Raw genomic sequence first — 19,841 nt, forward strand, 5'->3', positions numbered from 1 at the left:
GACCGCGCCGAGCGCGCCTCCGCCCGGCGACGGGACCCGCGGTCAGTCGTTCCGGCCGCCCGTCGTGCCCGGCCGGACCGCCGCGGCCACGGCGTCGGCCAGGACCGGCACCTCCGCCACCGCCAGCCGGGACACCGTCAGCCGCACGCCGGGCCCCGACTCGACCCGGAACACGGCCCCGGCGGCGACCCCCCACCCCGCCGCGAGCAGCCTCGTGACCACCACCGTCTCGTCGGCCACCGGTACCCACACGTTCAGCCCGGTCCGCCCGTGCGCCGGCACACCCCGCTCCCGCAGCGCCTCGACCAGGGCGTCCCGCCGCTCCCCGTAGGCCCGCGCGACGGCCGCCCGGTCCACCGCCCGCGAGGTCCACAGCTCCACCACCGTGTGCTGGAGCAGCCGGCTCACCCACCCCGGGCCCAGCCGCTGGCGTCCCCGCACCCGGTCCAGGGTCACCTCGTCGCCCGTCAGGACGGCGAGCCGCAGGTCCGGCCCGTACGCCTTGGCCGTGGAGCGGATCAGTACCCAGTGCCGGGTCACCCCGCCCAGCGGGTGCAGCGGCAGGTCGACGATCCCGTGGCCGTGATCGTCCTCGATCAGCAGCACCCCGGGGTACTGCGCGAGCAGTTCCCGCAGCTCCGCCGCTCGCTGCGGGCCCACCGCCGCGCCGGTCGGATTCTGCGCCCGGGAGGTCACCACCAGCGCCCGCGCCCCTGCCGCGAGGGCCCGGGCCACCGTCTCGGTCCGGGGCCCGTCGTCGTCCACCGCGACCGGCAGCAGCCTCAGCCCGAGTGCGGGCACCAGGTCGAGCGCGCCGCCCCACCCCGGGTCCTCGACCGCCACGCCGTCCCCGGGCCGCAGGTGGGCTGCCAGGACCCGTTCGATCGCGTCCAGCGCTCCCGAGGTCACCGCCACCGGCCCGGCGGGCACCGCGTCCGCGTCGAGTTCGGCGCGGGCGATCCGCGCCAGATCGGGGGCGACCGGGTCCGCCCCGTAGAGGGTGGGCGCCTGCGCGTGACGGCGGGCGGCGGCCGCCAGGGCCCCGTCCAGCGAGGGCAGCAGCGACACGTCCGGGTTGCCCTCGGCGATGTCCCGTACACCGGCCGGCACCACCATCCGCAGCGCGTCCCGCGGGGTGCTCGACGGCCGGGCGCGCACCCGGCTGCCGCGCCGCCCGTCCGTTTCGATGACGCCCCGCTCACGCAGCGTCCGGTAGGCCGCCGCCACGGTGTTCGGGTTGACGCCGAGCACACCCGCCAGCTCCCGCATCGGCGGCAGCAGCGATCCGGGCGGCAGCTCGCCCGACGCCACGCCCGCCTCGACGCTGGCCGCGATATCAGATGTGCGACGACCTGTGATCCGATACTCTCCTAGCACAAACAATATTATGCACTAGTGCAATGGAGTCCGCACCATGACCGCCACGCCTGCCACGGAGACCACGGAGAGCACCGGGACGACCGGCGCGTACGAGCCGACCGGCCGCACGGTCCCCAGCCGCTCACGCGACCGGGCACGCTACGACCGCGAGACGGTGCACTCGATACTCGACGGGGCCTACATCTGCCACCTGGGCTTCGTCCGCGACGGCGCGCCGGTGGTCCTGCCGACGCTGTTCGCCCGGGTCGGGGAGTCGCTCTACCTGCACGGTTCCACCGGATCCCGCCCGCTGCTCGCGGCCGGCCGCACCGACCCGGGCCTGCCCGTCTGCGTCACCGTCACCCACGTCGACGGGCTGGTGCTGGCCCGCTCGGCCTTCCACCACTCGCTCAACTACCGCTCGGTGGTCGTGCACGGCACCGCCCGCCAGGTCACCGACGAGGCGGAGTGCCGCACGGCCCTGGACGCCATGGTCGACGCCGTGGCCCCGGGCCGTTCCGGCGACGTCCGGCCGGCCAACGCCAAGGAGCTCGCCGCCACCGCGGTGATCCGGGTGGACCTGGACGAGGTGTCCGCGAAGCTCCGTACCGGACCGGTGAACGACGACGCCGAGGACCTGGGCCTGCCGCACTGGGCGGGCGTGGTCCCGGTCGCCACGACGTACGGGACCCCCGTGCCCGCCGCGGACCTGGCCCCCGGCGTCGCCGTCCCGGACTACCTCACCGCGCTCTGACGGGTCGGCCGCGCGGCGGCGGGCGCCGCGGCCGATCCCGCCGGACGGCGGGACTCCGCCACGATCAGCGCAGCGACCGCCGCCAGCAGTAGTACGGTCCCCAGCACCACGGCGCCGGTCAGCCGCTCCCCGAGGACGAGTACGGCGATCGCCGCCGCGCTCACCGGCTCGATCAGCATGATCACCGAGACGGTCGCGGCGCGCACGGCGGCGGCGCCGGTGAAGTAGAGGGCGTACGCCAGCGCAGTCGGCACGGTGGCGACGTACAGCAGCAGCCAGAGCACCCGCCCCAGGTCCGCGGTGTGCGGCAGCAGCCCCTCGGCCGCGGCGAGCGGCAGCAGGCACACCGCGCCCACCGCGACGGACCAGGCGGTGGTCACCAGCGGGTCTCCGGCCGCGCCCCGCTGACCGAGCCGGCGGGCCCGCAGGGTCATCCCGGCGTATCCGGCGGCCGACAGCAGCGCCCAGCCGACACCGAGCGGGCGCACCTCGGCCCCGCCGCTGCCCAGGACCAGGACGGCCAGCCCCGCGAGCGCCCCCACGACGGCGACCGTGCCGCCGCGGCCGAGGCGTTCGCCCATCCAGGAGCGCGCTCCGAGCGCGATGAGCACGGGGCCCGCGCCGAGGGTGACCACGGTGCCCACGGCCAGCCCGGTGTCGCGCACGGCGGCGAAGTAGGCGGCCTGGAAGACGGTGAAGAGCAGCCCGGTCACGATCAGGGAGCCCGTCGAGGGCGAGACCGCGGACGGCCGCGCCCGGCCCCGCCCGGGACGGGCCCGCCGGACGGCGAGCACCCCGAGCAGCACGACGAGTCCGCCCGCGCACCGCCAGAACGACAGGGCGAGCGGGCCGAGGTCACTGGCCAGGAAGAGGAGGGAGGCGGCCGCCCCGGCGGTGCCCCAGGCGGCTCCGGCGACGACGAGGTACAGCAGACTGCGCCCGGCAGCGGGCGAGTGGTTCGACACGTGAGTTCTCCGCGCGTGAAGGATGAGTGGATCGAGGTCATCGCTTCGCGGGCAGCACCGACCCGCCCGGGGACTGCCCGGGCCGGATCGTCATCGTGGGGCGCCGCCCGCTAGGAGGCCGGCGGCGAAAGCACGGTCGAGTACATGTCGGTCACCTTACAGGGGGCTTTCGTGGTTACAGGGGTGCTTTCGTGGGTTCGCGGTCCACCGGAACCGGTTCGGCCGCTGCCTGCGGGGCCGGCCGGGAGGACTGCGCGATGAAGGCACCGCCCAGCACCAGGGCGCCGCCGGCGATCTGCCAGGTCGAGAGGTGTTCGCCGAGCAGGATCCAGGCCAGCACGGTGGCCACGACGGCCTCCAGGAAGGCCACCACACCCGCGACCTGGGGCGAGAGCCTGCGCACCGAGACCACACCGGTCACGTAGGCGAAGACGGTCGCGACGAGCACGACCCAGCCGAGCAGCGCCGGCGCGGGCACCAGGGTGCCGCCCACGGACGCGTCCCCGCCCAGCACCGCCCAGTCGATCTCCCACGGCCGGGCGAGGACCGTCATCACCAGGGCGCCGATGAGCATCCCGTACGCGATCACCCCGAGCGGGTCGGGGGCGTCCTCCCCCTCGGAGCCCTGGTCGGCGAAGACGAAGTAGAAGGCCTGGCAGCAGGCAGCGGCGAGGCCGAAGAGCACGCCGAGCAGGTCCAGGCTGAGTCCGGCCCAGATCTCGACGACGCAGGCCAGGCCGACGACGGCCACGGCCGCGCCGGCGGCGGCCCCGCGCGTCACCGGCTTGCGCTGCACGAAGCGGATGTAGCCGAGCAGCAGCGCCGGGCCCAGGTACTCCAGCAGGAGGGCCACGCCGACGGGGATCCGGGACAGCGAGGCGAAGTAGAAGGCCTGCACACCCGCGACGGCCACGAGACCGAAGCCGGCGAGCAGGGCGGGCCTGCGCAGCAGGAGGTCGCGGTGGCGCCAGGCGAGCGGGGACAGCACGAGCGCTGCGCCGGCCACCCTGAGCCAGACCATGTGGAGGGGGTCCAGACCCGCCTCGATCAGCGGCTTCGCAGCCACTCCGGAACCACCGAACGCGAACGCCGAGACGAGGGCGAGGCCCAGTCCGGCGTTTTTCCCTGACGCTTGCATCCGGCCATCATGACAGGCCGAGTCAGGAGCGTCACGGCCGTGACACCTGTTGAGACAGACCTGAGATCACGACCCGCCGGACCCCCTCGGATCTGACAGGTCGTCAGTATTGAATGTTCCGGCCGCCGGGGCTACCTTCCGCCGCACGTACCCGACGAGAAGGGGTGGTCGCATGGCCGAAGTCACCGCGGAATCACGCATCGAGGCGTCCGCCGCGCAGCTCTGGTCCCAGCTGACGGACTGGGACGCGTACGGGCAGTGGAGCATGACCCACACCAACTTCCCGCAGGGCGGTCCGCAGACCCTGGCCGTCGGATCGACCTTCGCCGAGAACATGAAGATGATGGGATTCCCGGCCGAGGTCCTGTGGACCGTCTCCGAGCTGGAGGACGAACGCCTCTTCGCCATCACCGGCAAGGGCCCGATGGGCGTCGCCGTCCTCACCCGGTACACCCTCACCCCGGACGGCGGGGCCACCACCGTCCGTATCGACGGCGAGTTCACCGGGGCCGCCGTCTCCCTGATGGCGGGCAAGCTGAAGGACTCGGCCACCGCCGCCCTGAACGAGTCGCTGCGCAAGCTCGCCGGCCTGGTCGTCTGACCCCGGCCGCGCCCACCCGCGTACGAAGACGGCGCGCCGCGCGACGAGAGATCGCGGGGCGCGCCGCCGCCTGTCCGGGCTGGGCACTCAGTGCTCGTCGGCCAGGATCAGGTAGAGCTTCTTGCGGGCGTCGACGAGGACCGCGAGCGCCTTCTCCCGCTGCTCCGGCGAGCCGGTCCTGAAGACCTGCCCGAACGCCTCCATCAGACCGGCCCCGGCCTGCCGGGCCTCGTGCATCGCCTCGAAGTCGAAGCCCCGCCCGGCGTCCGCCCAGGGGGCGTCCGGTCCCGCCTCGGCCTCGGCGCGGCCGGCCTCGGTGAGCGTGAACAGCTTCTTGCCGCCCTCGCTCTGGCTGCTGATGAGGCCTTCGTCCTCCAGCAGGTTCAGGGTCGGGTAGACCGAGCCCGGGCTGGGCTTCCACGCCCCGCCGCTGCGCTCGCCGATCTCCTGGATCATCTCGTAGCCGTGCATCGGCCGGTCGGCGAGCAGCGCGAGGATCGAGGCCCTCACGTCGCCGCGCCGGGCCCGCCCGCGCGGTCCCCCGCGGCCGCCGCGCCCACCGAAGGGCCCCGCGCCGAAGGGCGGTCCGAACGGGCCGAAGGCCGCGCGGAATCCCTGGAATCCCTCCCGGCGGTCCGGCCCGCAGTGGCCGTGGCCCCGGCCGTGCTCGTGGCCGTGCTGTCCGTGCTGTCCGTGTGAACGCATGACTGCGCTCCTTTCCTCACGTCGTGTCCGTGTCATCGGTTCTCCGATGCATCCACTATCGATGAGCGGTCGCGATGCGTCAACGATATATCGGAAACTATTTCACCGAACAGCACGGAAGGAGGCCAGTCACCCCGGATTGGCCTTTGTCGATGATCAAGAAACCGCCCTACCGTCGGTCCATGCGCATCCGAATCGTCGACGCCTTCACCGACCGCCCCTTCCAGGGCAACCCCGCCGGGGTCCTGCTCCTCGACGGCGGTTTCCCCCCGGACACCTGGCTCCAGCAGGTGGCGTCCGAGGTGAACCTCTCCGAGACCGCCTTCGCCCACCCCCTCCCGCCCGGCGGGGACGCCGACTGGGCGCTGCGCTGGTTCACCCCGGCCGCCGAGGTCGACATGTGCGGCCACGCCACGCTCGCCACGGCCCATGTGCTGGCCACCGGCGGACTCGCCGAGGGGCTGATCCGCTTCTCCGCCCGCTGCGGCGTCCTCACCGCGGAGACCGCCGAGGACGGCACGATCACGATGGACTTCCCCACGTCCTCCCTGACCCCGGTCCCGGCGCCGCCCTCCGTCGACCACGCGCTCGGCGGTGCGCCGATCCTCTCCGTCCACGACACCGCCGCGCACATCGGCGACCTCGTCGTCGAGCTCGCCGACGAGAAGACCGTCCGTGAGCTGGAGCCGGACCACGGCGCCCTGCGTGCCTTCGCCAAGCGGGGCGTGATCGTCACCGCTGCCGCCGAGGACCCCTCCCGCGGGTACGACTTCGTCTCCCGCGGCTTCTTCCCGGCCTTCGGGATCGACGAGGACCCGGTCACCGGCAGCGCCCACACCGCGCTCGCCCCGTTCTGGGCACAGCGCCTGGGCCGCACCCAACTGACCGGCCTCCAGGGCGGCGCCCGGCAGGGACTGGTACGGGTCACCCTGGCGGGCGATCGCACCCTGCTGACCGGACACGCCGTGACCGTCCTCGACGGGGAGCTGCTCACCGCCCCGTGACCGGCCGGAGGAGGGCGGCCGGGCCTCGGCGGGGCACCGGCGGGGCGGGTCAGCCCGCCGGCCCGCCCCGCCGCCCGCGGGCCGCCTTCGGCCGCTCCTTCGCCTCCGCCTTCGCGCGCGCGGCGGCGCGCCACTCCCGCTCGCTGTCTTCCCAGGCCTCCGAGTCGATGCGCTTGCGGTAGACCTGCCCCGGCTCGGCGGCGCCCAGGTGCACCGTCCACCACCACAGGACGGCCGACACCACGAACAGGCAGAACGCCGTCAGCAGATACGAGGCGACCTCCTCGGATTCCGGTACGCCCTCGTCGTGCATGAAGCCGGGTACGCCGGAGACGAGCGCGTTCACCCACCACGCGAGCGCCAGGTTGAACAGGGCCAGGGAGATCCAGTAGGCGACCCGCACGCTCCTCGCCGCGCCCGTCACCTCGCCCAGCAGCAGCAGGCGCCGCAACGAGACGGGCCCCGTCCGGTGCCGGCTGCCGGTGTCCGCCTTGGCGCGGCGCACCGACGCGTAGAGGTCGTCGAGCCAGCGGCCCGGCTCCGGATCGGGGGCCGGGCCGTCGGTCGGAGCCAGCTTTTTGGCCTGGATCCACCCGGAGATGAACTGGATCTCCAGCTGGGCCTTCTCCAGCCGCCGGCGGTAGTGGTGGTCCGCGCTGCGCGCCTCGCGGCGGTCCCGGATGAGGAGGCTCGCCCCGCCCACCAGGCCGCTGACCACGGGCACCAGGAACGGGGCGAACGACACCAGGGAGTCCATGACAGCCACCGCGCGCGCCTCCTCACTCCCCCCAGCCTCGCACCGGCGCGGCCCGCGGCCACGTCCTGCGGGGCCGATCGGGTGCGCCGCGCCGCCGCGTCACGGCGTCGGCAGCCAGCCCACCTTGCCCGCGAGCAGGGCGTACCCGCCGAAGGCCACGATGTCGAGCAGCGCGTGCGCGACGACGAGCGGCCCCACCCGTCCCCAGCGGCGGTAGGCCAGCACGAAGACGATGCCCATCACCACGTTGCCGATGAAGCCGCCGATGCCCTGGTAGAGGTGGTAGGAGCCGCGCAGCAGCGAACTGGCCGCCAGTGCCGCCATCGGCGACCAGCCCAGCCGGTCCAGCCGGCGCAACAGGTAGGCCAGCACGATGACCTCCTCCACGACCGCGTTCTGGATCGCGGAGAGGATCAGCACGGGGAACTTCCACCACACGTCGGGCAGGGCCTCCGGCACCACCGTGAGGTTGAAGCCGGCGGCCCGCGTCCCCAGGTAGAAGGCCAGCCCCGCGCTGCCGATCCCCGCCGCGACGAGGGCGCCGCGGCCCAGGTCCCACAGCGGCCGGGTCCGGTCGAACCCGAGCACCCGCAGCCCGGGGGCGCCCTCGCGGGTCAGCAGGTGCGCCACCAGCAGTACGGGGACCAGCGCGCTGGCGATCCCGAACAGCTGCCAGGCCAGGTCGAGCCAGGGCCGGCCGGGGGCGTAGGAGCCGTTGAGCGTGGCGGCCTGGTCCTTCAGGCCGCCCGGCTTGGTCAGCGAGCCCAGGAAGCTGATCAGCGCGGAGACCCCGCTCGCGCCCAGCGACAGCGCCAGGACGAGCAGGGTCTCGGTGCGCAGGAGGTTCCGCCGCCCCTCCTCGCCCAGCTCCACGAACACCGGCTCCGGCTCAGCCCGCACGACCGACTCCCGTCCTGCCATCTTGTTGCGACCACCCCATACTGCCTCGTCGGCCGGGCGGGTGGATCACCGAGGGAGGATCGCGGGAACCGGCAGAGGCCGCCGGGCGCGGCACGGTGGCGGCGGGGCGGCTCAGCGCCGGGCGGGCACCGCCGCGCTCACCTCCTCCGTGAGCCCCACGGGCCAGGTGTGCACGGGGTCGCCCCGGTGCATCAGTTCGCTGTAGCGCCGGGTGGTGGCCGCCAGCGCCGCGTCCCGGTCCAGGCCCGCCGCGAGCGCCCGGTGGTAGGTGTCCACCTGCCAGGTCGCACCGTTCACCCGACGCCGGCAGCGCTCCTCGATGATGCCGAGGTAGTGGTCGCGGTCCGCGGGTTCGATGCCCCAGGCGTCCAGGCCCGCCGCGGCCATCGGCAGCAGTTCGTCCAGGACCAGCCGTACCGCCGGCACGCTGACCAGACCGCCGGCCCGGCCCCGGCGGGGCCACCGCAGCCGGGCGTCGATCCCGTACCGGCAGGCCGCGTCGAAGTTCGCCTCGGCCTCGGCGAAGGGCAGCCGGGTCCACACCGGGCGCGGCTCGTCCGCGAGGGTGCGCACGAGCCCGTAGTAGAAGGCGGCGTTCGCGACGACGTCGGTGACCGTCGGCCCGGCCGGCAGCACCCTGTTCTCCACGCGCAGGTGCGGCACCCCGTCCGCCACCCCGTACACGGGCCGGTTCCAGCGGTAGACGGTGCCGTTGTGCAGGACCAGCTCCTGCAGGCGCGGCACCCCGCCCTCGGCCAGCACCCGCAGCGGCTCCTCCTCGTCGCAGATGGGCAGCAGGGAGGGGAAGTAGCGGACGTTCTCGGCGAAGAGCTCGTACGCCGAGTCCACCCACCGCTCCCCGAACCAGGTGCGCGGCCGCACGCCCTGGGCCTGCAGCTCCGGCGGCCGGGTGTCGGTGGCCTGGGTGAACAGCGGCGGCCGCGACTCCCGCCACAGCTCACGCCCGAACAGGAAGGGCGAGTTGGCGCCGACGGCTATCTGTGCGGCGGTCACCGCCTGCGCCGCGTTCCATACGGCAGAGAAGCGGGCCGGCGTCACCTGGAGGTGCAGCTGTACGGACGTGCAGGCGGCCTCGGGCACGATCGACCCGGAGGTCCAGATCAGCCGCTCGACGCCGTCGATGTCGAGTGTGAAGTCCTCGCCACGCATCATCAGGATCTGTTCGTTCAGCAGGGAGTAGCGGTCCACCGCGGAGAGGTTCGCGGTGACCAGGTCCGCGCGGGAGATCGTCGGCAGGATGCCGATCATCACCACCCCGGCGTCGATCTCCGCGGCCTGCCGGTGGGCGTATCCGAGTCCCGCGCTGAGTTCTTCGGCGAGCCGGTCGAATACCCGCCCGCCGAGCCGGTGCGGCAGAACGTTCACCTCCAGATTGAACATTCCCAGTTCGGTCTGGAAATCGGGGCTGGCAATCCGCTCCAGCACCTGGGCATTCACCATGCGCGGCATCCCGTCGGTTCCCGCGAGATTCAGCTCGATCTCCAGCCCCATCATGTTCTTCGGGCGATCGAACCTCTTCTCCGCCAGAAGTCGCTCCAGTCCCTCCAGACACTCGTGGAGTTTCCTTCGATACCGCTGCCGATCGGACAGGTCGAATCCTCCCGCCACGACCTTCTCCCCCATCGAAGCGTCCCTCCTCGAGTGGGCCTGGCCCCGGGGCACCCAGGCGCGCGTTACGGTCGATGATGCCCCGGCATCGTGATCCATAACGCGGAGGGGGCGTGCGTGGCGAGGAGCGCGCGCCGGGTTGGCCGAAGGGCGCTTCGGCACATTCACCTGGCAAGTCGCTTCACGCAAATTCATCTTGGCATTTGCCCGCCTCAGGAAACAGGTTCTTTCCAGCCGAGCCCCCTTCCGGTAACCTCCGAGGTCAGCGCGGCACGTTCGCGCTCATCCGGCATGAATGCCATGTCAGCGGGACCGGTAAGCGCCTTGTCGGCAATAGGCGGGACAGCTAGCCGAAACACTGCGTGAACACATGTCGTATAAACTCCGCAAACGAGGCAGAGAGTTGGCGCGCGGCCATTGCCCCTCGGCCCCCCTCTGGCCCCAGAATGCGACAGCGCCGTCCCGCACCTGCCCCCGTTCCACCGGTCTCCCAAGTGAGAGGCGACCCACCATGCCGCTGCATGTCCCCCCGGCTCCCGCACCCGCCCTGCGCAGCGTCCTCGCGGCACTCGGTTCCCCCACCGCCGTCCATGAGGCGCACACCCCGGCCCTGCGCGCGATCCAGGGGCCGCTGACCGCCGAACTGCCCCTTCCGGTCCACGTCCTCGACCGGCTGACGCTCTCGGACCTCGCGTCCGCCGGCCGGCCGCCCCGGACCCGGCTCGTGGGCTGGCGGTTCCTGATCCGCAGCGGGGACCGCCACGTCGCGGCGGCGGACACCCGGCTGACGCCCGACGGCTGGGCCTTCTCCCACTTCTTCGAGGGCCCCTACGTGGCCGCCACCGAGCGCGCCCTGCGCCAGGCCGAGCTGCTCGCCACCGGCTACCAGCCCCGGCTGCTCTCCGTACCGGAGCTCTACATGCTGACGCTGTGGCTGCACGGGGCGGTGGGCGCCGACGCCGCCGCCGGACTGCCCGCCGGCGAGGACCTGCTGGTGCCGCTGGCCCCGGCCCCGCCCGGCATCGCCGCGTACCGGCCGCATCCGGTCTCGGAACTGCTGCCCGTGCTGACCCACCGGCTCACGCCCGCGACCGCGCCGGTCCCGCCGTCGCTGGCCGCGCCCGCCGCCTGACCCGATTCACCCATCCGGCCTAGTCCGCCCGGGCCACCTGTGAACCATCCGAAATGACAGGGGAGTTGGCCTGAACCGCCCGCACGAGTGATGCGTCATCAATCCATGAGGACAGCTGCAGGGAAATCCCTGCGAAGCGGCTGTCGTGGGGGAACACTGATGACAAGCGCCCCGCGGCTGCGGGGATGACCCAGGGGGACGGCCATGAATCAGGTATCGAGCCGTAGCACACAGACCACACCGCAGCGAAAGAACGCATCCATGTGCCAGCACCAGCCAGCCTGCCCGTCTGCCGAATCCGCCGACCGGGAGGCCGCGCGCCCCGTGGCCAACCACCCGGAACAGGGCTGGAGCCTGCTGTGCAACGGCGTCCTGCTCTTCGAGGACACCGGTGAGCTGCTCCCGGACGGGCAGATCATCGCCCCGCACCGCCCGCTCGCTGCGGCGTAGAGGACGACCCGGACGACGAAGGGGCCGGCCCGGAAGGATCTTCCGGGCCGGCCCCTTCGTCATGTCGTACGACGGCCGTCAGAGGCGGGGGCGCCTCAGTTGTCGTACTCGTCCAGCGGCGGGCAGGAGCACACGAGGTTGCGGTCGCCGAACGCACCGTCGATGCGGCGCACCGGCGGCCAGTACTTCTCGGCGGCCACGACGCCGCCGGGGAAGACGGCCTCGTCCCGGGTGTACGGGTGGTTCCACTCGCCGCCCAGCGCGGCGGCCGTGTGCGGGGCGTTGGCCAGCGGGTTGTCGTCCGCCGGCCACTCGCCGCCCGCGACCCGCTCGATCTCGCCGCGGATGGCGATCATCGCGTCGCAGAACCGGTCGATCTCAGTGAGGTCCTCGGACTCCGTGGGCTCGATCATCAGCGTGCCGGCGACCGGGAAGGACATCGTCGGCGCGTGGAAGCCGTAGTCGATCAGACGCTTGGCGATGTCGTCCACGCTGACGCCCGTGGACTTCGACAGCGGACGCAGGTCGATGATGCACTCGTGCGCGACCAGGTTGCCCGGGCCGGTGTAGAGCACCGGGTAGTGCGGCTCCAGGCGCTTGGCGATGTAGTTGGCGCCGAGCACCGCGACCTGGGTGGCGCGCTTGAGGCCCTCGCCGCCCATGAGGCGCACGTACGACCAGGAGATCGGCAGGATGCCGGCCGAGCCCCACGGAGCGGCCGAGATCGGGCCGACGCCCGTCTCCGGGCCGGCGGTCGGCTGGAGCGGGTGGTTCGGCAGGTACGGGGCGAGGTGCGCCCGGACGCCGACCGGGCCGACGCCCGGGCCGCCGCCGCCGTGCGGGATGCAGAAGGTCTTGTGCAGGTTCAGGTGCGAGACGTCGCCGCCGAAGTGACCCGGCTTGGCCAGGCCCACCAGGGCGTTGAGGTTGGCACCGTCGACGTAGACCTGGCCGCCGGCGTCGTGCACCTGGGCGCAGATGTCGGCGACGTGCTCCTCGAACACACCGTGCGTGGACGGGTAGGTGATCATCAGCACGGCGAGCTCGTCGCGGTGCTGCTCGATCTTGGCGCGCAGGTCGTCCGCGTCCACCTCGCCGTCGTCGGCGGTCTTGACGACGACGACCTTCATGCCGGCCATCACGGCGCTGGCGGCGTTGGTGCCGTGCGCGGAGGACGGGATGAGGCAGATGGTGCGCTGCTCGTCGCCGTTGGCGCGGTGGTAGGCGCGCACGGCCAGCAGGCCGGCGAGCTCACCCTGGGAGCCGGCGTTCGGCTGGATGGAGACCTTGTCGTAGCCGGTGACCTCGCAGAGACGTTCCTCCAGCTCGGTGATGAGCGTGAGGTAACCCTCGGCCTGTTCCACCGGGGCGAAGGGGTGCAGCTGGCCGAACTCGGGCCAGGTCACCGGCTCCATCTCGGTGGTCGCGTTGAGCTTCATCGTGCAGGAGCCCAGCGGGATCATGCCGCGGTCCAGCGCGTAGTCCTTGTCCGAGAGCTTGCGCAGGTAGCGCAGCATCGCGGTCTCGGAACGGTGCTGGTGGAAGACGGGGTGCGTCAGGTAGGCGTCCGAGCGCAGCAGGCCCTCGGGCAGCGTGTCGTCCGCGGCCTCGTCGAGGGCCTCGATGTCGGCGGTGACGCCGAAGGCTGCCCAGACGGCCTCGATGTCGGCGCGCAGGGTGGTCTCGTCGCAGCTGATCGAGACGAGGTCGGCGTCGACCCGGTGCAGGTTGACCCCGCCCTCGCGGGCGGCGGCGACGACCTCGGCCGCTCGGCCGGGAACCCGGGCGGTGACCGTGTCGAAGTAGGCACCGTGCACGGTCTCCACCCCGCCGGCCTGCAGGCCCGCGGCGAGCAGCGTGGCGTAGCGGTGGGTCCGGCGGGCGATCGTCCGCAGGCCGTCCGGGCCGTGGTAGACGGCGTACATGCCGGCCATGACGGCGAGCAGCACCTGCGCGGTGCAGATGTTGCTGGTGGCCTTCTCGCGGCGGATGTGCTGCTCGCGGGTCTGCAGGGCCAGGCGGTAGGCCTTGTTGCCGTCCGCGTCCACCGAGACGCCGACGAGGCGGCCGGGCAGCGAGCGGGCGTGCTTGTCCTGGACGGCCATGTAGCCGGCGTGCGGTCCGCCGAAGCCCATCGGGACACCGAAGCGCTGGGTGGTGCCGACCGCGATGTCCGCGCCGAGGGCGCCCGGGGACTTCAGCAGGGTCAGGGCGAGCAGGTCGGCCGAGACGGTGACGATGGCACCGAGCTCGTGGGCCTGGTCGATGACCGGCTTGATGTCCCGGACGGCACCGGAGGCACCGGGGTACTGGAGCAGGACGCCGTAGACGCCACGCTCGGCGATCTCGGCGGGGATGCCGTCGGAGAGGTCGGCGACGACGACCTCGATGCCGATCGGCTCGGCGCGCGTCTCGATGACGGCGACGGTCTGCGGCAGGGCGTCGGCGTCGACCAGGAAGACGTTGCCCTTGACCTTGCCCACGCGGCGGGCCAGGGTCATGGCCTCGGCGGCAGCGGTGCCCTCGTCGAGCAGCGAGGCGCCGGAGGTCGGCAGGCCGGTGAGGTCGGCGACGACGGTCTGGAAGTTCAGGAGGGCCTCGAGGCGGCCCTGCGAGATCTCCGGCTGGTAGGGCGTGTACGCCGTGTACCAGGCCGGGTTCTCCATCACGTTGCGGAGGATCACCGGCGGGGTGAAGGTCCCGTAGTAGCCGAGACCGATCATGGAGGAGAGGACCTGGTTGCGGTCGGCGAGCGAACGCAGCTCGGCGAGCACCTCGGCCTCGGTCCGCGCCTCGGGCAGGGCAAGGGCGTCAGCGGTCTTGATCACATCCGGTACCGCGGCGGCGGTCAGTTCGTCCAGGGAGCCGTAGCCCACCTGGGCGAGCATCTTCGCCTGCGCCTCGGCATCCGGGCCGATGTGGCGCTGTTCGAAGGGGATGCCTCGCTCCAGCTGGGAGAGCGGAATGCGGTTGGCGGTCATGTACGGAGGCCTCCTGGTCATATGACCTGCGAGGGGCACCACGGCGCGGGCACCCGGACGGCCTCCCCCTCTGTCATCTGCACCTGAGAGTTTCACCGGAGTCACGGGGGTCTCCCGCGGGATCCGGCTTTCACCGTCGGTGAGGAGGGGGACCGGCACTGCGCCCGGTACCCGCCCTGCTTTCCAGAGTGGCCTCGTCCGTGCGGTACGTATGCCTGAGAGATTCCGGGGAGGATTTGCTCCTTCGGCGCCTCCGTCTTGCTCACTCGGAGGACTCTCCCGCACAGGGTCGACAGCCGTCACCCAGACTACCAGCGGGGTTCAAGAGGCTCCCCGAGTGGCCTCCGCTGCAGAAATGCACTTCTGTAGTCGTTGGGGAGCAGATGCGACCATTTGGAGGGACCGTGCAGACCGACATCGATCCGCGCAGCCTGATCGGCCGCAAGGCGTTCGACCGCAACGGTGCCAAGATCGGCACCATCGACGAGGTGTACCTCGACGATGCCACGGGTGTCCCGGAATGGGCCGCCGTCCGGACCGGCCTGTTCAGCCGGGACGCCTTCGTCCCGCTGGAGCCGAGCGAGATGGTCGGCGAGACCCTGCGGGTGCCCTTCGAACGCTCCCTCATCAAGGACGCACCCGACTTCGGCGTCGGCCGCCACCTCTCTCCCGAGCAGGAACTCCAGCTCTACCACCACTACGGCCTGGACACGACCCTCCCGTCCGACTTCCACCGCGACTTCGGCCGCCTGGCGGGCGACGAGGGCTGAGCCCGCCCGGGCGCTCTCACCCGGTCGGGTCCCCCACCAGCGGCAGCGGGTCGGACGGCTCCAGTTCCGGGTCGTCCACCCGGAAGGTCCGCACCCGGCCGGGCTCCGATCCGGGCTGCTCGAACCGCACGGTCACCCGCCCGACCCCGCTGCCCTGCACCCATCCCGGCCCGTACAGGACGTGCCGTACGTCGCTCCCGGCCGCCCAGCGGCGCTCCGGAGGCTCAGGGGCCCCCTGGGGCACCCCGGGCGGCTCCGGCGCCTCAGGAGCCCCGGCGGCCCCGTCCGCCGCCTCCGGCCCTGCTCTCCCGGCCGCAGCTCCCGTACTGTCGGCACCACCGGCACCTCCCGTACCGCCGGCACCTCCCGTACCGTCCGCCGCGTCCGCCGCGTCGGGCGCTTCCGGTCCGGCGGCGAGGGACTGCGCGAAGAGGTCCTCCTGCGTGTAGTCCGCGAGCCCCGTCACCCCCACTCCCAGCAGTCGCACCCCGCCCGTGGTGTCCACCGCCTCCAGCAGCCGCGCCGCCGCCTCCCGCACCACCGCCGGATCGTCCGTGGGCCCGCGCAATGTCTCGGACCGCGTCAGTGTGGAGAAGTCGTAGCGCCGCACCTTGAGCACGATCGTGCGCCCCGAGTGCCCGGAGCCCCGCAGCCGCGTCACGCACCGGTCGGCGAGCCGCTGCACCTCGCCCCGGATCCGCACCCGGTCGTGCAGGTCCACATCGAAGGTGTCCTCGACCGACACCGACTTCGCGTCCCGCTCCGCGACCACCGCCCGGTCGTCCAGCCCCAGCGCCATCCGGTACAGCCCCGCCCCGTGGGCGCGCCCGAGCATCCGGACCAGCTCGTCCTCCCCGGCCTCCACCAGCTCCCCCACCGTGGTGATCCCGGCGCGGCGCAGGTGCTCCCCCGTGGCCGGCCCCACCCCGGGCAGGGTCCGTACGGACATCGGCGCGAGCAGCTCGCGCTCCGTCCCCGGCTCGATCAGCAGCAGCCCGGCGGGCTTGGCCTCCTCGGAGGCCACCTTGGCCAGCATCTTCGACCCGGCCAGCCCCACGGACCCGCTGAGCCCCGTGGCGGCCCTGATGTCGGCCCGCAGCCGCTCGCCCGTCGCCCGCGCGGAGTCCGAGTCGAAGGCGACCCCGCCCGCCTCCAGGTCCACGAAGGCCTCGTCCAGGCTGAGCGGCTCCACCAGCGGCGACAGCTCCCGCAGCATGGCCATCACCACATCGCTGACCTGCCGGTAGAGGGTGAAACGCGGGATCAGATAGGCCCCGTTCGGGCAGAGCCGCCTGGCCTGCGCCGTCGGCATCGCCGAGTGCACCCCGAACCGCCTGGCCTCGTACGAGGCCGTGGCGACGACCCCGCGCGGCCCGAGCCCGCCGACGATGACGGCCTTGCCGCGCAGGCTCGGCTTGGACGCCTGCTCCACGGAGGCGTAGAAGGCGTCCATGTCCAGATGCAGGATGGTCGGAGCGGCTCTCACAGCACCGATGCTGCCCTACGCCGCTGACAATCCCGTGGCCCGGTCCGCCCGCTCAGACGGCGCGGTTGCGACGGGCGGCCAGCTCGTCCGTCGGGTTGTGCCCGACCAGGGTCTCGCCGGTGTCCACCCGCTCGCCGTGCAGCTGCGACAGCGCGCTCTGCACGTCGCGCCACACCACGCCCACGGCGATGCCGAAGACGCCCTGCCCGCCCTGGAGCAGGCTGACGACCTGATCGGTCGAGGTGCACTCGTACACGGTGGCGCCGTCGCTCATCAGCGTCATCCGCTCGAGGTCCGAAAGCTCGCGATCGTGCAGGTGCTGCACGGCCGTGCGGATGTTCTGCAGGGCCACACCGGTGTCCAGGAACCGCTTGACGATCTTGAGGACGACGACGTCACGGAAGCTGTAGAGGCGCTGGGTCCCCGACCCGTACGCGGCCCGCACGCTGGGCTCCACCAGCCCGGTGCGCGCCCAGTAGTCGAGCTGTCGGTAGGTGATGCCGGCCGCGGCACAGGCCGTCGGTCCGCGGTAGCCGATCTGCCCGGGCGCCGGGTCGTCGCCCACCGGTCCGACCGGCGTCGACTCCGGCTGACGGCGCGCGGATCCTACCGCACCACCGTGCAGCGGGTACGGCCCAGCGTCACTCCGTACGGGGGTGCCCCCGGTCGTACCGTCGCCCGTGATCCTCACGCCGACCCTCCGTCCTTGACCTGCCCACCTCGAAGGTAGGCAGTCACCAGGGGTGCGTCAACGATCGCCACACTCGGCACGCCGAGTGATAATCACCCTGAGAGTGGTTTCCCGTGTCCATATCCGGGGAAAGGCTACTCGAATGGGCCGGAGCGCCACCGTGAACGACGGGATGGGCGCCTCACTGCGGGCCGGTACCGAAGTCCTCGGGTGAGATCTGGTCGAGGAACTCGCGGAACTTCTCGACCTCGTCCTCCTGCTCGTCCGGGATGGCGATTCCCGCGTCGTCCAGGACCCCGTCACTGCCGTAGATCGGCGTCCCCGTCCGCAGGGCGAGGGCTATGGCGTCGGAAGGCCGCGCACTCACCTCGACCCCGCTGGCGAAGACGAGCTCCGCGTAGAAGACGCCCTCCCGCAGATCCGTGATCCGGACCTCGGTGAGCTCCTCTCCGACCGCCTCCAGCACGTCCTTGAACAGGTCGTGCGTCAGCGGCCGGGCAGGGGCCATCCCCTGCTGGGCGAAGGCAATGGCCGTCGCCTCCCCCGGACCGATCCAGATGGGGAGGTACCGGTCGCCTCCCACTTCACGCAGGAGCACGATCGGTTGGTTGGAGGGCATTTCCACCCGGACACCCACAACGTCGAGCTCGTTCACACAGCAACCCTAGGACCTGCTCGGCAGGTTTGGGTAGTCGGGGCTCCACCTCGACCGGCGCGGTCAGCGCAACCGGACGCCGAGAGCCGTCTGCACCAAGGCCTCGTGCAGCCGGACGGAGAGCCCCGCGAGTTCCTTCATGGTGGCTTCGGCGTGGGCCCTCGTCTGCGGGTTGCGGTGCCTGCGCAGCGGTGCCACGACCTGCTCCACCAGGCCCGCCTCGCGGTCGGCGGCGGCCTTCATGGCGCGCAGGTGCCGCGGCTCCAGACCGAACCGCCCCAGGTCGGCCACGAGCCGGGCCACGGTGACCGCGTCGGCGTCGAACCCGCCGCCCGGCACCTCGGCGAGGAGCCCGTACGACTCCCACTCGACCAGCTGTTCCTCGTCCACACCGACGGCCGCGAGGAGCTCGGCGCGCCCCACCCGGGCCGCGGGGGGCCGCTCCTGCACCGGATCGCCGTAGACGGCGGCAGCGCCGGCCGGATCGGACCGATCCGCGGCATCGCCGTGCGCCGTGGGCGCCGGGATGCGGATCTGCTCCCCGCGTGCGAGCGCGTCGAGCTGCTCACGGATGACCTTCAGCGGCAGGTAGTGATCACGCTGGAGGCGCAGGATGCGGGCGAGGCGCTCCACGTCCTCCGTGCTGAACTTGCGGTACCCGGAAGGTGTGCGCCGGGGCTCGACCAGCCCCTCCGCCTCCAGGAAACGGATCTTCGAGATCGTGACTTCGGGGAACTCGTCACGCAGCGTGGTGAGCACCGTGCCGATGCTCACCAGCCGCCCGGCCGAGCCGGCGGTGCCGTTCCCGGCGCCGCCCGTCGGATTGCGCAGCATGGGACCTTCCCTCGGGTCCCCCCGGACCGGGTCCGGGGGAGGGTCAGACGCCCCGCAGGCTCGCGTAGAAGACCATCCGGTACTTGCCGATCTGCACCTCGTCGCCGTTGTGCAGGGGGACGGAGTCGATCGGTTCACGGTTGACGTACGTGCCGTTGAGGCTGCCGACATCGGCGACGGTGAAGCCGCCGTCCTGGCTCCTGCGGAACTCGACATGGCGCCGGGAGACGGTGACGTCGTCCAGGAAGATGTCGCTCTGCGGGTGCCGGCCGGCTGTGGTCAGTTCGCCGTCCAGCAGGAAGCGGCTGCCGGAGTTGGGTCCGCGCCGCACGATGAGCAGGGCGGAACCGGGCGGCAGTGCCTCCACCGCGGCCTGGGCCTCGGGGGACAGCGAGGACGACACGTGCGTCTGGCCCGTCACCTCGGCCTCGTAGGCCTCCAGGCCCGAGATCGAGATGGTGGACGTGGTCTCCGAGGCACGCTCCGGCGTCAGACCCGCCCGCAGCGGCGCTCCGCAGTTGGAGCAGAATCGGCTGGCCGCATCGCTGCGGTGTCCGCACCTGCTGCAAACCTGCTCGGCCGACATGGACGGCTCCTCGCGCCGCGGCTGCCCCGCGGAGGCATTGGTGGCATACGGGTCGGGGGCAAACCCTCCACCCGCACTTGAGGTTGATGGATCTCCGAAACCTATGCGGCCGGTACCGGCAGGGTCAACAGACGACGCGCCGTGCGCGCCCGGCTCACCCGCGCCGGGGACCTCGTCACGGAACAGCGGGCGGTCACCCTGCCCTTCCGCGCCGCCGGCACGGTGCCGCGCCGCACCGCTCTCCTCGCGGTTCTTCTTGCCGAACAACTTCTCAAACAACTTCACGGGCGATTCCCCTTGACTGAAACAGACCCGCCCGTGGGGCAGGACGAACTCCGAATGCAGACACCTGCCGACCCGGACATTCTCTCAACGTCCGTAACCATCAGACAGTTTCCACCACGCACCGCAACTTCGGTGCGG

At 72.4% G+C, this 19,841-nt stretch carries 18 protein-coding genes, 1 pseudogene and 1 riboswitch; of the genes and pseudogenes, 6 read left to right on the forward strand and 13 right to left on the reverse strand.

Annotated elements, in window-relative coordinates; all coding sequences use genetic code 11:
* Positions 1-42: 42 nt before the first annotated feature.
* On the reverse strand, positions 43-1,377 hold the full coding sequence (locus NRK68_RS05730; protein WP_183068907.1) for an aminotransferase class I/II-fold pyridoxal phosphate-dependent enzyme: 1,335 nt from the start codon (positions 1,375-1,377) through the stop codon (positions 43-45).
* 37 nt (positions 1,378-1,414) lie between these two features.
* On the opposite strand from NRK68_RS05730, the gene NRK68_RS05735 reads away from it, so the two are divergent.
* Positions 1,415-2,113 (forward strand): pyridoxamine 5'-phosphate oxidase family protein, encoded by a 699-nt coding sequence (locus NRK68_RS05735; RefSeq protein ID WP_183068906.1) that lies wholly within the window; start codon positions 1,415-1,417, stop codon positions 2,111-2,113.
* Here the strand turns inward: NRK68_RS05735 and NRK68_RS05740 are convergent.
* Entirely contained in the window at positions 2,095-3,078 is a 984-nt protein-coding gene (locus NRK68_RS05740) for a DMT family transporter (protein WP_257855251.1), read from the reverse strand. The genes NRK68_RS05735 and NRK68_RS05740 overlap by 19 nt on opposite strands.
* Before the next feature lie 175 nt (positions 3,079-3,253).
* Positions 3,254-4,216, reverse strand: a complete 963-nt coding sequence (locus NRK68_RS05745) for an EamA family transporter (RefSeq protein WP_183068904.1) — start codon at positions 4,214-4,216, stop codon at positions 3,254-3,256.
* 172 nt (positions 4,217-4,388) lie between these two features.
* On the opposite strand from NRK68_RS05745, the gene NRK68_RS05750 reads away from it, so the two are divergent.
* On the forward strand, positions 4,389-4,817 hold the full coding sequence (locus tag NRK68_RS05750) for a type II toxin-antitoxin system Rv0910 family toxin (RefSeq protein ID WP_183068903.1): 429 nt from the start codon (positions 4,389-4,391) through the stop codon (positions 4,815-4,817).
* A gap of 87 nt (positions 4,818-4,904) precedes the next feature.
* Here the strand turns inward: NRK68_RS05750 and NRK68_RS05755 are convergent, their stop codons facing one another.
* Positions 4,905-5,522 (reverse strand): PadR family transcriptional regulator, encoded by a 618-nt coding sequence (locus tag NRK68_RS05755; RefSeq protein ID WP_257855252.1) that lies wholly within the window; start codon positions 5,520-5,522, stop codon positions 4,905-4,907.
* A gap of 182 nt (positions 5,523-5,704) precedes the next feature.
* Between NRK68_RS05755 and NRK68_RS05760 the strand changes: the two genes are divergently transcribed.
* Positions 5,705-6,526: a PhzF family phenazine biosynthesis protein gene (locus tag NRK68_RS05760; protein ID WP_183068901.1), complete on the forward strand. Its 822-nt coding sequence runs from the start codon at positions 5,705-5,707 to the stop codon at positions 6,524-6,526.
* Positions 6,527-6,575: 49 nt separating this feature from the next.
* On the opposite strand, the gene NRK68_RS05765 is transcribed toward NRK68_RS05760, so the two are convergent.
* From NRK68_RS05765 to NRK68_RS05775, 3 genes are all read right to left on the reverse strand, one after another.
* Positions 6,576-7,292 carry a hypothetical protein gene (locus tag NRK68_RS05765; RefSeq protein WP_183068900.1) on the reverse strand — a complete coding sequence of 239 codons (717 nt, stop codon included), beginning with the start codon at positions 7,290-7,292 and terminating at the stop codon, positions 6,576-6,578.
* A gap of 90 nt (positions 7,293-7,382) precedes the next feature.
* Positions 7,383-8,183, reverse strand: coding sequence for a CPBP family intramembrane glutamic endopeptidase (locus NRK68_RS05770; protein ID WP_183068899.1), 801 nt, complete (start codon positions 8,181-8,183; stop codon positions 7,383-7,385).
* A 132-nt stretch (positions 8,184-8,315) separates the two neighbouring features.
* Positions 8,316-9,848 (reverse strand): glutamate-cysteine ligase family protein, encoded by a 1,533-nt coding sequence (locus tag NRK68_RS05775; RefSeq protein ID WP_183068898.1) that lies wholly within the window; start codon positions 9,846-9,848, stop codon positions 8,316-8,318.
* Between the two features lie 496 nt (positions 9,849-10,344).
* On the opposite strand from NRK68_RS05775, the gene NRK68_RS05780 reads away from it, so the two are divergent.
* On the forward strand, positions 10,345-10,965 hold the full coding sequence (locus NRK68_RS05780) for a hypothetical protein (RefSeq protein ID WP_183068897.1): 621 nt from the start codon (positions 10,345-10,347) through the stop codon (positions 10,963-10,965).
* A 261-nt stretch (positions 10,966-11,226) separates the two neighbouring features.
* Entirely contained in the window at positions 11,227-11,415 is a 189-nt protein-coding gene (locus tag NRK68_RS05785) for a DUF5999 family protein (RefSeq protein ID WP_030009772.1), read from the forward strand.
* Positions 11,416-11,510: 95 nt separating this feature from the next.
* On the opposite strand, the gene gcvP is transcribed toward NRK68_RS05785, so the two are convergent.
* Positions 11,511-14,396, reverse strand: a complete 2,886-nt coding sequence (gene gcvP, locus NRK68_RS05790; protein WP_183068896.1) for an aminomethyl-transferring glycine dehydrogenase — start codon at positions 14,394-14,396, stop codon at positions 11,511-11,513.
* 193 nt (positions 14,397-14,589) lie between these two features.
* A riboswitch (glycine riboswitch) is annotated at positions 14,590-14,688 on the reverse strand.
* Between the two features lie 91 nt (positions 14,689-14,779).
* Between gcvP and NRK68_RS05795 the strand changes: the two genes are divergently transcribed.
* Positions 14,780-15,166 (forward strand): PRC-barrel domain-containing protein, encoded by a 387-nt coding sequence (locus tag NRK68_RS05795; protein WP_183068895.1) that lies wholly within the window; start codon positions 14,780-14,782, stop codon positions 15,164-15,166.
* 16 nt (positions 15,167-15,182) lie between these two features.
* Here NRK68_RS05795 and NRK68_RS05800 read toward each other — a convergent pair whose 3' ends face one another.
* From NRK68_RS05800 to NRK68_RS36730, 5 genes and pseudogenes are all read right to left on the reverse strand, one after another.
* The gene (locus tag NRK68_RS05800; protein ID WP_257855253.1) at positions 15,183-16,652 is read right to left on the reverse strand and encodes a DNA polymerase IV; all 1,470 of its coding nucleotides are present in this window, start codon (positions 16,650-16,652) and stop codon (positions 15,183-15,185) included.
* 52 nt (positions 16,653-16,704) lie between these two features.
* A pseudogene (locus tag NRK68_RS05805) lies at positions 16,705-17,196 on the reverse strand (MerR family transcriptional regulator); the annotation flags it as partial.
* Positions 17,197-17,524: 328 nt separating this feature from the next.
* Positions 17,525-17,998 carry a bifunctional nuclease family protein gene (locus NRK68_RS05810; RefSeq protein WP_007262890.1) on the reverse strand — a complete coding sequence of 158 codons (474 nt, stop codon included), beginning with the start codon at positions 17,996-17,998 and terminating at the stop codon, positions 17,525-17,527.
* A gap of 63 nt (positions 17,999-18,061) precedes the next feature.
* A complete protein-coding gene (gene ftsR, locus NRK68_RS05815; protein WP_183068892.1) occupies positions 18,062-18,832 on the reverse strand; it encodes a transcriptional regulator FtsR in 771 nt (256 codons plus the stop codon).
* Between the two features lie 43 nt (positions 18,833-18,875).
* On the reverse strand, positions 18,876-19,418 hold the full coding sequence (locus NRK68_RS36730) for an FHA domain-containing protein (protein WP_030959974.1): 543 nt from the start codon (positions 19,416-19,418) through the stop codon (positions 18,876-18,878).
* Positions 19,419-19,841: the final 423 nt, after the last annotated feature.

This window comes from Streptomyces yangpuensis (genome assembly GCF_024666385.1).
GTDB lineage: Bacteria > Actinomycetota > Actinomycetes > Streptomycetales > Streptomycetaceae > Streptomyces > Streptomyces yangpuensis.